The sequence below is a fragment of the Pseudomonas sp. 05T35 genome, assembly GCF_056396605.1.
In genome coordinates, this window is sequence record NZ_JBFTLU010000279.1 from 1 (window position 1) to 11,707 (window position 11,707).

14 protein-coding genes and 2 pseudogenes are annotated in these 11,707 nt (G+C 60.2%); 6 read left to right on the forward strand and 10 right to left on the reverse strand.

Annotation, left to right across the window (positions count from 1 at the left end; translation table 11 throughout):
* Positions 1–473, forward strand: a 473-nt coding sequence (locus AC1DH9_RS19880) for a cyclic nucleotide-binding domain-containing protein (RefSeq protein ID WP_477808638.1), incomplete at its 5' end; no start/stop codon positions are given.
* Here the strand turns inward: AC1DH9_RS19880 and AC1DH9_RS19885 are convergent.
* On the reverse strand, positions 470–760 hold the full coding sequence (locus AC1DH9_RS19885) for a hypothetical protein (RefSeq protein ID WP_123582250.1): 291 nt from the start codon (positions 758–760) through the stop codon (positions 470–472). The genes AC1DH9_RS19880 and AC1DH9_RS19885 overlap by 4 nt on opposite strands.
* 118 nt (positions 761–878) lie before the next feature.
* Between AC1DH9_RS19885 and AC1DH9_RS19890 the strand changes: the two genes are divergently transcribed.
* The 4 genes from AC1DH9_RS19890 (at position 879) to AC1DH9_RS19905 (ending at position 3,114) form a co-directional block, all read left to right on the forward strand.
* Positions 879–1,565, forward strand: a complete 687-nt coding sequence (locus AC1DH9_RS19890) for a spermidine synthase (protein WP_427540553.1) — start codon at positions 879–881, stop codon at positions 1,563–1,565.
* A gap of 49 nt (positions 1,566–1,614) precedes the next feature.
* Positions 1,615–1,989, forward strand: coding sequence for a YajD family HNH nuclease (locus AC1DH9_RS19895; RefSeq protein ID WP_054596159.1), 375 nt, complete (start codon positions 1,615–1,617; stop codon positions 1,987–1,989).
* A gap of 208 nt (positions 1,990–2,197) precedes the next feature.
* On the forward strand, positions 2,198–2,668 hold the full coding sequence (locus AC1DH9_RS19900; protein WP_019692493.1) for an RNA methyltransferase: 471 nt from the start codon (positions 2,198–2,200) through the stop codon (positions 2,666–2,668).
* Between the two features lie 77 nt (positions 2,669–2,745).
* Positions 2,746–3,114, forward strand: a complete 369-nt coding sequence (locus tag AC1DH9_RS19905; protein ID WP_427540551.1) for a YgaP family membrane protein — start codon at positions 2,746–2,748, stop codon at positions 3,112–3,114.
* Between the two features lie 143 nt (positions 3,115–3,257).
* On the opposite strand, the gene AC1DH9_RS19910 is transcribed toward AC1DH9_RS19905, so the two are convergent.
* Both AC1DH9_RS19910 and AC1DH9_RS19915 read right to left on the reverse strand, forming a co-directional pair.
* Entirely contained in the window at positions 3,258–4,487 is a 1,230-nt protein-coding gene (locus tag AC1DH9_RS19910) for a hypothetical protein (protein WP_427540548.1), read from the reverse strand.
* A gap of 39 nt (positions 4,488–4,526) precedes the next feature.
* Positions 4,527–4,976, reverse strand: a complete 450-nt coding sequence (locus tag AC1DH9_RS19915; protein WP_054596149.1) for a YcgN family cysteine cluster protein — start codon at positions 4,974–4,976, stop codon at positions 4,527–4,529.
* A 282-nt stretch (positions 4,977–5,258) separates the two neighbouring features.
* Here AC1DH9_RS19915 and AC1DH9_RS19920 point away from each other — a divergent pair, with 282 nt between their 5' ends.
* Positions 5,259–5,852: a nitroreductase family protein gene (locus AC1DH9_RS19920; RefSeq protein WP_477808640.1), complete on the forward strand. Its 594-nt coding sequence runs from the start codon at positions 5,259–5,261 to the stop codon at positions 5,850–5,852.
* 54 nt (positions 5,853–5,906) lie between these two features.
* Here the strand turns inward: AC1DH9_RS19920 and AC1DH9_RS19925 are convergent.
* From AC1DH9_RS19925 to AC1DH9_RS19955, 7 genes and pseudogenes are all read right to left on the reverse strand, one after another.
* Positions 5,907–6,668, reverse strand: a pseudogene (locus AC1DH9_RS19925) (D-2-hydroxyacid dehydrogenase); the annotation flags it as partial.
* 127 nt (positions 6,669–6,795) lie between these two features.
* A complete protein-coding gene (locus AC1DH9_RS19930) occupies positions 6,796–7,089 on the reverse strand; it encodes a YcgL domain-containing protein (protein ID WP_019692499.1) in 294 nt (97 codons plus the stop codon).
* Positions 7,086–8,219, reverse strand: a complete 1,134-nt coding sequence (rnd, locus tag AC1DH9_RS19935; protein ID WP_477808639.1) for a ribonuclease D — start codon at positions 8,217–8,219, stop codon at positions 7,086–7,088. Before rnd ends, AC1DH9_RS19930 begins: the two co-directional genes overlap by 4 nt.
* Before the next feature lie 112 nt (positions 8,220–8,331).
* Positions 8,332–8,994, reverse strand: a complete 663-nt coding sequence (locus tag AC1DH9_RS19940) for a class I SAM-dependent methyltransferase (RefSeq protein ID WP_427540537.1) — start codon at positions 8,992–8,994, stop codon at positions 8,332–8,334.
* 108 nt (positions 8,995–9,102) lie between these two features.
* Entirely contained in the window at positions 9,103–10,479 is a 1,377-nt protein-coding gene (locus tag AC1DH9_RS19945; protein WP_427540534.1) for a glutamine synthetase family protein, read from the reverse strand.
* A 367-nt stretch (positions 10,480–10,846) separates the two neighbouring features.
* A complete protein-coding gene (locus tag AC1DH9_RS19950) occupies positions 10,847–11,536 on the reverse strand; it encodes a DUF2931 family protein (RefSeq protein WP_427540531.1) in 690 nt (229 codons plus the stop codon).
* Positions 11,537–11,579: 43 nt separating this feature from the next.
* Positions 11,580–11,707, reverse strand: a pseudogene (locus tag AC1DH9_RS19955) (DUF2931 family protein); the annotation flags it as partial.

Sequence of the window (11,707 nt, forward strand, 5' to 3'; positions counted from 1 at the left end):
TGTCAGAACCGACCCTGTTGAACAAAGAAATTCGCGACTGGCTGATGGACTGCGGCCTGTTCGATCAACTGCAACTGGCCGATTTCACGGCGGCTGCCGGCTACTTCAGCATCAGCACCATCGCCGAGGGCCAGGAGATCTTCCACGAAGGTGATGCCGGCAGCTTCATGTGCATCATTCACTCGGGTCAGGTGGCGGTGCAGAAAACCAATAGCGACGGCAAGCCGGTGACGATCGCAACGTTGCGCAGCGGCCGGGCATTCGGCGAAATGGCCGTCCTCGATGGCGAACGGCGCTCGGCCAGTTGCGTGGCGGCGAGCAATTGCCAACTGCTCAACCTGGGCAAGGACTCGCTGGAAAAGATGCTCAACGACGCACCGAAAATCGCCGCGAAGATCATCCGTGCCATTGCCGTGTCGCTGTCCAAACGCCTGCGCATGGCCGACGGCCAATTGCTCTCGCAACAGATTTAACCGCCGGGGGATTTGTTTTTTTGCTGAATCTGCTCAAGCCCTGGCAAGGTCTGGTCCTTGGGCGGGTTGGGCATTTCGATCGGTGGCAACAACGGTTCACCACCGCTACTGCTGCCGACCTTGGGCACCGTGGTCGGGGTAATCTGCGGGTATGGCGTGGGGGTAGCGGTGCCGGGTGAGCCCGGGGCTGCCGAGGGTGTAACAGGGACCGTTTGCAACTCTTGCGCCTGCGCTGCACTTATCGAGAGCGCGGCCAACACAATGACCGTTAGAATGGTGCGCTTCATCAATGGCTCCGTTGCCCTTGCTTGTTGCCTTAAGGCTACTCCCAACCGCGCAAGATTGCCCTTCTCAATGCCGGTTTCTCTTCCCTGATGCCAGTTTCCCTCCTTTAAAGAGAGCCCCATGAAACGTTTCGTTCTGCTCGACACCACCCCGATCCCCGAAAACGGCGGTGCCCTGTGCCTGTTCGAGTACGGCGAAGATTTCGTCATCAAGATCCAGGGCGGTGACGGCGGACAATTGATGAACACCCGCATGCACGGCTCCGAAGACGCCCTGGCCGAGATTCCTTGCCGCAAGGTCGCCGGCCGGCCGAATTCACGGGTGCTGATCGGTGGCCTCGGCATGGGGTTCACCCTCGCTTCGGCGCTCAAGCACCTGGGCAAGACCGCTGAAGTGGTGGTCGCCGAACTGGTGCCGGGGGTGATCGAGTGGAACCGCGGGCCGCTGGGCGAAAAGTCCGGGCGACCGCTGCTCGACCCGCGCACGGTGATCCGCATGGAAGACGTGGCCAAGGTCCTGCAGGCCGAACCGCAAGGTTTCGACGCGATCATGCTCGACGTCGATAACGGCCCCGAAGGCCTGACCCAGAAAGCCAACAGCTGGCTGTACTCGGCCGGAGGACTGAGCGCCTGCGCCAAGGCCCTGCGCCCCAAAGGTGTGCTCGCCGTATGGTCAGCCAGCGCTGACCGGCAATTTTCCGACAAATTGAAAAAGGCCGGCTTCAAGGCCGAAGAAGTGCAAGTCTTCGCCCATGGCAACAAAGGCACCCGACACACGATCTGGATTGCCGAGAAGCTCAAGGCCTGAGCTAAACTCTCGTTATTACCGTCATTAGTCTTTTTACAAAGGTGAACCCATGAGTTCGTCAACGCCTCCCTCCAACACGGCCAAACTGGACCGCATCCTCGCCGACGCCCAGCGCGACCGTGAAATGGGTTACCGCGACAAGGCCCTGAAGATGTACCCGCACGTCTGCGGCCGCTGTGCCCGTGAGTTTTCCGGCAAACGCCTGAGCGAGTTGACCGTGCACCACCGCGACCACAACCACGACAACAACCCGCAGGACGGTTCCAACTGGGAGCTGTTGTGCCTGTACTGCCACGACAACGAACACTCGCGCTACACCGACCAGCAGTACTTCGGCGACGGCTCACTGAGCACGCCGAAAATCGCCAAGGCAACGCATAACCCGTTTGCCGCGTTGGCCGGGTTGATGAAAAAGGACGACTGAAGACCTTCAGCGTCTGAGCGGGCCTCATCGCGAGCAGGCTCGCTCCCACATTGGTTTTGGGTGATCACAAATAGTGTGTTCACAGAAGATCCCCTGTGGGAGCGAGCCTGCTCGCGATAGCAATAGACCCGACACCACCAATCTACAATCTGACCACCATCGAGCAATCCCCGTATAATCGCGGTTTTTCTCGAAGGGCACCCCGCTCGTGGCAAACAAACGGTACAGCTGCATTGGTTTGTATAACCCCAAATCACCGGAGAACGTCGGTTCGGTGATGCGCGCCGCCGGCTGTTACGGCGTGGCGTCGGTGTTCTACACCGGCAAGCGTTATGAACGCGCCCGTGACTTTGTCACCGACACCAAGAAAATCCACCACGACATTCCGCTGATCGGCATCGACGACCTGAAGAAAATCCTCCCGCTGGGCTGCGTCCCGGTGGCGGTCGAGCTGGTCGATGGCGCCCGTTCGCTGCCTGAGTACACCCATCCGGACCGTGCGCTGTACATCTTCGGCCCGGAAGACGGTTCGCTCGATAAAGAGATTCGCGAGTGGTGCGAAGACGTGGTCTACATCCCGACCACCGGCTGCATGAACCTGGCGGCCACCGTCAACGTGGTGCTTTACGACCGCATGGCCAAGGGCAATAACACCCGTTCCGGTCCAAAATTTCGCTGATACGCTGAGCGCGGGATGGAACGAGACGGCCGACTGCACGGTCGGCTGTATAACCATTGCCCCTGAGGAGACAGATCATGAGCGACATCAAACGCGTAGAACCCACGCCGCTCCAGACGCCACCAACGCAAAACGTCCAGGGCTGGGAACGCGTCGCGAGCATGGCCGGTGGTGTGGTGATGGTCGGCAAAGGCCTGCGCCGTGGTGGCGTGTTCGGGCTGATCGAGGTGGCACTCGGCGGTGCAGCCCTGGCTCGCGGCATCACCGGTCACAGCTCGGCCAAAAGCTTCTTCGAAAAAAGTCGTCAGGACCTGAACAACGCCAGGTCGAAAATTGAACGGGCCGGCGCAGAGCTCAAAACCCTTAAAGCCAATGCCGATGCGGCAACCCGTACCGCGACGGTGACGGGCAATGATTCGCTGAAGTCGCCCAAGGCTGGGGTTTGATCCGAGTAATGTACTGAGGCTTAAGGCCTCATCGCGAGCAGGCTCGCTCCCACACTGGATCTTTGTCGTATACATAATCTGTGTTCATACAGAATCAATGTGGGAGCGAGCCGGCTCCGGGCGGCGATCCGACGATGGCGGTGTCAGCGAAGCAACTCGGTATCCAGCACTTTCGACGGCTCGCCGATAATGCTCTGGGCCAATACCACAAACTCCTTGGTGCTCACCCGTCCAAGGTCCATCGCGCCGCGCAACATGTCGTCCAATGAACGCTTGTTGCGGGTTTTCAGGCGAATTTCGCGGTCCAGCTCCTGTAGCAGCAACACCGCTTTGGCGAGCTGCGCCGCGCTGAGCTGATCGCCACGCAGAGTGCTGACGTGGTGGCTGACCTTGGCCATTTTGTCTTCCAGCGTCTGATAACGCTCATCGCTCATGCCACCGGCACGGCGCAGCAGTTCAATCGCGTAGTACTCGGCAAAGCCTTCGTTGATCCAGTCACTGCGATCACTGTCCTTGATTCGCCCCAATACCTGGACCAACTCACGGAGCAACGGGCTGCTGCCGCTTTCACTGACCAACGGCAAATGACTGTGCAGATAAATCGATTCGTGCCCGGCCAGGCTACCGCGCCACATCGGGTCGGCGGCGCCCACAATCAGCAGCTTGCCGGGATGACGCGGATACAGCGCCTGCACTTGCGGCCAGACGAAGGTCAGCAGCGTCAACACGTCCATCCGGTGCATGCCCTGCCCTTGCGGCGAGGCAACCGTGACTTCGGTTTCGCCCAGGCGTGTACGACGACTGCCCAGGTTGCCGGCGAGCATCCAGCCCGTGGGACGGTCGAGCCGCCGAGCAACGTTGTCGATGCGAAAGCGGTTCTTGCCAACCCGCGGCCAGGAAGTCTCGACGCTTTTCCAGCCTTCCGGCAATTCGAACTCCAGCCGCGACACCAGCTCGACACCGTCCTGCTGATCCAGGCGCGCTGCCGGGACCAGGTCGTCGCCACGCATCAACGCCCAATTGGGCGTCATGCGGGTATCGAAACTGGCGTTCTTGAGGGGGTGACTGATGCGTACCCGGTAGGTCAGGCTGGCCTTGTCAGCAGCCGGATGCCAGACGCCACGCGCCGCGTTGCCCGGAATGAGCTGCCACTGACCATCGGCCTTGAAGTCGCTGTACTGGCTGCCATCGCCCAGATCAAAATCCAGGCTGCGCACCGCCGAGCCATGTGCCAGGGTCAAGCGCACTTCAGCCTGATCGCTTTGCGGCAATAATCGTACGTGGTAATCGAGATCGACTTTTTTTGCCGCCCACACCGGTGAACCCAGCACCAGCAACGACAAAACCAACGGCAGCTTCAACCCAACAGCCATACACACTCCTTCGTGACTTGCTCGTACTACGACAGGTACTTAACCCGCCCGAAAAATCAGATGATCTTCCCAATCATCCTCAGCCACGCTGCCTTCAGCGAGCATGCGCCCGGACTGGGAAATGCGCTCGTGGTGCACGGCATCCCGATCGCCGCAGACCAGGTGATGCCAAAGCGGCAAGTCCTTGCCCTCACTGACCAAACGGTAACCGCACGTCGGCGGCAGCCACTTGAACTGATCGGCTTTGCCCGGTGTGAGCTGGATGCAGTCCGGTACCGAGTCGCGACGGTTCGCGTAGTCGGTGCACTGACAGGTTTTCAGGTCCAGCAGTTTGCAGGCAATACGCGTGTAGTAGACGCTGTTGTCTTCTTCGTCCTCGAGCTTTTGCAGGCAGCACAGGCCACACCCGTCGCATAACGACTCCCACTCCTCTTGATCGAGTTGTTCGAGGGTTTTGCGTATCCAGAAAGGTTCGACTTTGGCGGCCATGGCTCAAGCATCAACATCAGGTGGTGAAAAGGCCGCCAGTCTAGTGCCCCAGCCCCTGCGGGCCAAGTGCTGGCGACTGCCGGTAGAACAGGACTTGTCAGTTATGCCGCCGCGAAGTAGCTTTGCGAGTCGCAACGACCCATGCCAAGGTGCCATTAACGCTCAACCGCGTTGCATTCAGGGCAATTGCCCCGGGTCTGAAAAACCTCACTGCCCAGCTCAACTGCGCGCGTCGGTTTTTACTCAACTTTTCCTTCATAAACGTAGTCAGGAAACTCGTCCATGAGCGCTAATCCCCGCGTTGCCGAATATGCCATTCACCCACAGTTCACTGATCGCTGGTCGCCGCGCGCCTTCACCGGTGAAAGTATCCCTGAAGAAACCCTGCTGAGCTTTTTCGAAGCGGCTCGCTGGGCGCCGTCGGCCTACAACTCGCAGCCATGGCGTTTTCTCTACGCGCGCCGCGATACGCCGAACTGGGRGCGTTATCTGGGCCTGCTGAACGAGTTCAACCGCAGCTGGGCGCAACACGCCTCGGCCCTGGTGATCGTGATCTCGAAAACCACCTTCACCGCGCCAGGCGCCACCGAAGAAACCGCCGCCCTGTGGCACACCTTCGACACCGGTTCCGCCTGGGGTCATTTGGCCCTGCAAGCCTCTATCAGCGGCTGGCACACCCACGGCATGGCCGGTTTCGATCAGGAACTGACCCGCAAGGAGCTGAATATTCCTGAAGGCTACGCACTGCACGCAGCGGTGGCGATCGGCAAGCTGGGTGACAAGGCAACCCTCGCCGATTACCTGCAAGCCCGGGAAATCCCAAGCCCGCGTCGCCCATTGAGCGAGCTGGCGGCTGAAGGTGATTTCAGCCTGTAAGCCACACTGAAAAAACAATGTGGGAGCGAGCCTGCTCGCGATGACGGTTTCACATTCAACCTTGATGACGTCGATCACCGCCCCCGCCAGGTGCCCTTCCTTCAGGGCCTCGACCAGATCCGCATCGACTACCGCCACGCCACGCCCGACGTTGATGAACAAACCGGTCGACTTGAACTGCTTGAACAACGCGGCGTTGTACAGGTCGTGAGTGTTCGGCGTATTCGGCAGCAGGTTGATCACGTAATCGACTTCACCGACCAGGCGCCCCAGAGCCTCCAGCCCCGCGACTTCAATGAACGGCGCCTGCTCACGCGGCGTACTGGCGATCCCGTACAGCTTGACGCCAAAAGGCACCAGGAACTGCGCCACGCTCTGACCGATATCGCCGGTACCGACGATCAGCACCTTGCGCCCCGCCAGGCTCTGGCCCAGACGGTTGTCCCACTTGCGCTCGACCTGGCTGACCAATCGCGCCAGTACTTCGCGCTCATGGCCAAGCATGTAGGTCAGCACATATTCAGCCATCATCTGACCGAAAATCCCGACCGCACGGGTCAGCCGGTAGTGGCGTGGCAAGCCGTCGGCGAGCAACGGTGTAATACCGGCCCAGGTCGATTGCAGCCACTGAGGCTCGTGACCTTGACGCAACAGCGTCGCCAACAGGTCCGGCTGGCCGAGCCAGACCGGGCAGTCGGCGGCCAGGCTGGCCAATTCAGCGGAGTCGCCGCTGGTCAGTACTTGCAGTTCAGGTGCGGCCTGACGCAACAGTTGGGCATATACAGCGTGGTCGTGTTCGGCAATCAGAACGCGCATGGTTCAAACCTTCAAAAACAGTGCACAAGACCGCCAAAGGAGTGTTTCTCCCTCGCTCGCGGCCCTCGCCAAAATAATCAATTCCATTGTTTCCAGAGGCTCTGGACAGAGCCCCTACAGATATCCGTCAAACCGGATCATTGCGTCGTAGCAGCTCTTCCGGCAAGTGTTCGATGTACTCGTCTTCAGCCGGCGGCATTTGCAGGTGATAGCCCTGCTTGTCGAGGTTTTCCAGGACCACCGTGATGTCTTCGCGCGAGAGCTTGCGCTCGGGGGTCAACACCAGGTCGAAGGCGTGATGCGGTTTGCCGAACGCCAGCAGCAGGTTTTCCGGGACGCGCTCCAGTGCATCGCTTTTGAGCACATAGAGGTACATCTCGTTTTTCTTCAGGCTTCGGTAGATAGAGCAAATACGTTTCAAGGCTGTTCTCCGGCAGTGGCCAGGCAGTCGAGCAGGGCCTGGCCCATCAATTCGCGGCGCCAGCCACGCAGCGAATCAGGCAATTGGTAAGGGCCCTCGGGGAAGCCGCTCTTGAGCAAGGCTTCGAGGGTTTTCTTGCGCAGCATCAGTTCCGGGGCAATGTTCAAGCGTTCAGCTTCGGCCTGACCGAGCGCCCGCAGACGCTTGACCAGTGYCKCGGCTTCCACCGGCAAGGGCTCCGGCACCGCTGGCGGCCACTGGTCCGGCGGGACACTGCCCGCCTGCTTGATCAAGCCCAGCAGAAACTCACCGTCCTGGCGCACGGTGCGCGGGTGCATGTCTTCGATTTTCGCCAGTGCCCCGAGATTGTCCGGTTGGGTGCGTGCCAGCGGCCACAACGAATGCTCGCGCACGATGCGGTTGCGCGGCAGGTCGCGGGCACGGGCTTCGCGCTCGCGCCAGGCGCAGAGTTCGCGCAGCACCGCGAGTTGGGCGCGGGAGAGTTTCCAGGCCAGCTTGGCCTCGCGATACACCTCGTAAGGGTCGACCTCGCGGCGCAGGTTGGCCACCAGTTCGGCGCCATCTTCCAGGACCCAGGTGTACTTTTCGTCCGACAGCTTCGGCCGCAGACGCACGAAAAGCTCCGCCAGATGCACGGCATCTTCGGCGGCGTAGCTGATCTGGGTTTCCGAGAGCGGACGTTGCAGCCAGTCGGAACGGGTCTCACCCTTGGGCAGGTCGATGCCGAGCACTTCCGACACCAGACGCGAGTAACCCATGGAGAAGCCCAGGTTCAGGTAGGCAGCCGCCAGTTGCGTGTCGAACAATGGCGCCGGCAGGCTGCCGGTCAAGCGCAGCAGGACTTCGAGGTCTTCGCTGCAGGCGTGCAGCACTTTGACCACTGCCGGGTTTTCCAGCAATTGGGCCAGCGGTTGCCAGTTGTCGATCGTCAGCGGATCAATCAGGAAAGCCCGCTMGCCATCGCCAATCTGCAACAGGCCGGCGATCGGATAAAAGGTGTCGACCCGCATGAATTCGGTGTCGAGGGCGACGAACGGCAACTGCTGCCATTGGGCGCAAAACTGACCGAGGCTATCGTTGTCGCGAATCCAGTGAATATCGATGGCCACACGGCTCTCCCTTGAAGAATGGCGCGCAGTATATATCGGCCCCGGCGATTTCCGCGCACTGACTGAGCAAGCGCTTGAGCAAAACTCCCGCGGCTCGAGAAGAATAGGACAACTAGTCGGCTTTATGCAGCACGTAGACTCGCGGCAGATCGCTGCCAGGCAGGGTGTCCAGGTATTTGAGCGTCTTGAAGCCCGCTTGCCGGAACTCTGCCTCAAGTTGGGCCTTGGTMGCCAATTGACGCGGTTGGGCATCCTCGCCGAACCGCGCACGCAGCTTGAAGTACCCATCTCGCTGTACTGACACGATCAGCGCGTCGCGACTGACCCGGTGAAATTCACGCAGTATCGCCAGGCGGTGCTCACTGTTTTCGATGTGCTGAAACAACTGTGTGCAAAAAATGCAATCCACGGCATTTTCCGGCAAACCGATGGTGAATGCCGAGCTCTGAAAGGTTTTGACCCGTTTGAGCAGCTCGGCCGGATGATGAGTCTGGGCGTGGTCGAGCATTTCCTGGGACGGGTCGGTGGCGAGAATCACCCGGTTGGTGTGCTCGGCCAGCACCGGCCAGTTGCCCCCTGCCCCGCAGGCCACATCGAGAATCAGCCCCGGCTCGCCAGCCGCCTTGAGTGCGCGCCGCACCAGTCGCTTGCCGCGCCACTGCAAAAACCGCTGCACCAGCCCACGGGGATGCGGCTGGAGGCAGACTCGAGCGTGCTCCTGATCGTAGCGTCGAGCAAATTCGTGCTCGACTGAGGATGGGGGTTGCGCAGACATAACTGGCGACTCTTGATAAAGGGAACGACTGACTGGCGACAGGTTATCAAGCTGCGCGTGAAAAAAAGGTTTAATCACGATACAGGCTCTAGCCTGCCGCTTTCAGCATTACGCCTGATGCAAATACCAGCGCCAGTCCTGCTCCCCGACCTCCCCCATGAACGTACGGTACTCGGCGCGTTTCACGGCCAGGTAAACCCCGAGGAATTGCGCGCCGAACGCATCGCGCGCCCAGGCCGAAGCTTCCAGCGCGCGCAACGTGGTCAGCCAGTCGGTCGGCAGCAACTCGCTGGCTTGCGCGTAGCCATTGCCTTCGACCGGGGCGCCGGGGGCGCGCTGTTCGCGAATGCCGTGATGAATACCGGCCAGAATCGCCGCAGCCGCCAGGTAAGGGTTGGCGTCGGCGCCACAGATGCGGTGCTCGATGTGCCGGGAAAACGCCGGTCCGCCCGGCACGCGCAGGCTCACGGTGCGGTTGTCCACGCCCCAGGTCGCGGCCAGTGGCGCGTAGCTGTTGGTCTGGAAACGCCGATAGGAATTGGCATTGGGGCAGAACATCAGCAATGAATCGAGCAAAGTGCCGAGCATGCCGCCCACTGCGTGCTTGAGCAGCGGCGTGCCGTCCGGCGCCTCACTGGCGAACAGGTTGTTGCCGTGCTTGTCCGCCAGACTGACGTGCAGGTGCATGCCGGTGCCCGCCAGGTCATCAAAGGGTTTGGCCATAAAACACGCGACCATCCCGTGCCGGTGCGCCACGCCTTTGACCAGACGCTTGTAACGCACCGCTTCGTCCATTGCTTGCAACGCATCGCTGCGGTGCTCGAGGGTGATTTCCACCTGACCCGGGGCGTACTCGGAAATCGCCGTGCGTGCCGGGATGCCCTGGAGTTTGCAGGCCGCATAGAGATCAGCGAGAAASGGTTCGATCTGCTCCAGTTCACGCAAGCCGTAGACCTGGGTTGTCCGTGGCCGGCCGCCGTCGACATCCCGCGCGGGTTGCGGGCGACCGTTGCTGTCGCGTTGCTGGTCGAGCAGGTAAAACTCCAGCTCTGCCGCCATCACCGGGTAATAACCATCGGCCTTGAGCCCGTCGATCACCTTGGCCAGCAAATGCCGCGGATCGGCCACGGTCGCCGGCAGGCCCTCCTGCGGGTGCATGCTGACTTGCACCGCCGCCGTCGGAATCTGCCGCCACGGCATGCGCTGCAAACTGCCACTGAGCGGATAGGCCCGGCAATCGATATCGCCAACCTCCCAGACCAGCCCGGAGTTTTCCACATCGTCACCATTGATCGTCAGCCCGAGAATGGTGCTCGGCAGCGGCCGGCCGCTTTCATAGACCGCCAGCAGTTCATCGCGATGGAGCAGTTTGCCGCGCGGCACGCCGTTGTTGTCGAGGATGAACAACTCGAACATCTCGATATCCGGGTTGAGTTCAAGGAAGGTCAGGGCTTCTTGCTTCGAGGCAAAGGGAGTCGTAGTCATGGGAACACTCGTATTTCCGCGTCAGGCAAACGCACAGGCGCCGCCAGTTGAATCCCTGCACATGAGGCAAGGACATGACGCATGAGCGCCAGGCGAAGCCTCGGGGTGAGTGTCGACTGAGCAACCGTCCATAGAGAACACCGCAGAACACAGAGGCTGAGCAGCGTCACACGCAGTGATAAGCCGTTAAATCCAGACTTGAAGAACCTTGGTTGCGGATTGGCTAAACAATCGCGGGTGTTTGCGGGCAATTGGCTGCCTGCAATGCGTGATTGCATGGACTTGAGCACCGAATGGCACGCCCACTCAGCAGCCGCTACTTCAAGTGCCTTTACGAGTAATACCCTCCCTTTACGCGCCCCCTTGGTTACCAGGAGCCATAGGGAATACCGAACTGGTCGATGTAGGCTTTGGACTCTTCTGACAGAAAGTAATACTCACCATTTGTCTTGCCCCTGTAAGGGCCTTCGGGGTTGATCGTGCCTTGTACGCGGGTGACTTCGGTCGACTTCAGGCAAGGGCCACCCAAATACACTTTGGCGATACCGCCCGGTGCCAGACCAACAATCAGCAGCTTTCGGTAGTCCGTTTTCCATTTGCCGACGGCACCGCAATAAGCCTCTTCACCCTTGAGCATGGTGGTTCGAGCCGATTCGGGAATCTCGATATACGCCTCGTAGGTCTGCGGCTCGGCCAGCGACTGCCAGCGTACGTAGACCAAGCGGGGGAGACCTGCACCGGTTACGCGTCGACCACTCCCTCCCGGATGCTCGGCCCAACCTTTGGGGTTGCCGCGAAACGTCGTCGGTATGCCTTTACTGAGTGCTCGCGGATAACCTGTGGTCACTCCTCCGCTGCCCGCACCGCGAAACACGCGTCCATTGATATCAACCACGTCCGCCGTTTCAATCCAGGCTTCCATATAGGGCGGCCCAAAAAAATCCAGCGTCCAACCGTCATAAGGCAGTGACCGGTCAATGCCCGTGGCGCATCCCTCCAAGAGCAACGCCAATAACATTGCAACACTCGCTTTAACTGCGGGTGAGTTCTTAAACATTGGGATATTCCAGTGGTCGTGGTTTCTGGTGATTGTTCATGGATTACCAGGAGCCATAGGGAATACCGAACTGGTCGATGTAGGCTTTGGACTCTTCTGACAGAAAGTAATACTCACCATTTGTCTTGCCCCTGTAAGGGCCTTCGGGGTTGATCGTGCCTACTACGCGGG

Bases quoted from the DNA above. Each gene is read 5' to 3' on its own strand.
- AC1DH9_RS19885 (WP_123582250.1), bottom strand. From the start codon at position 760: ATGAAGCGCACCATTCTAACGGTCATTGTGTTGGCCGCGCTCTCGATA.
- AC1DH9_RS19890 (WP_427540553.1), top strand. From the start codon at position 879: ATGAAACGTTTCGTTCTGCTCGACACCACCCCGATCCCCGAAAACGGC.
- AC1DH9_RS19895 (WP_054596159.1), top strand. From the start codon at position 1,615: ATGAGTTCGTCAACGCCTCCCTCCAACACGGCCAAACTGGACCGCATC.
- AC1DH9_RS19905 (WP_427540551.1), top strand. From the start codon at position 2,746: ATGAGCGACATCAAACGCGTAGAACCCACGCCGCTCCAGACGCCACCA.
- AC1DH9_RS19910 (WP_427540548.1), bottom strand. From the start codon at position 4,487: ATGGCTGTTGGGTTGAAGCTGCCGTTGGTTTTGTCGTTGCTGGTGCTG.
- AC1DH9_RS19915 (WP_054596149.1), bottom strand. From the start codon at position 4,976: ATGGCCGCCAAAGTCGAACCTTTCTGGATACGCAAAACCCTCGAACAA.
- AC1DH9_RS19950 (WP_427540531.1), bottom strand. From the start codon at position 11,536: ATGTTTAAGAACTCACCCGCAGTTAAAGCGAGTGTTGCAATGTTATTG.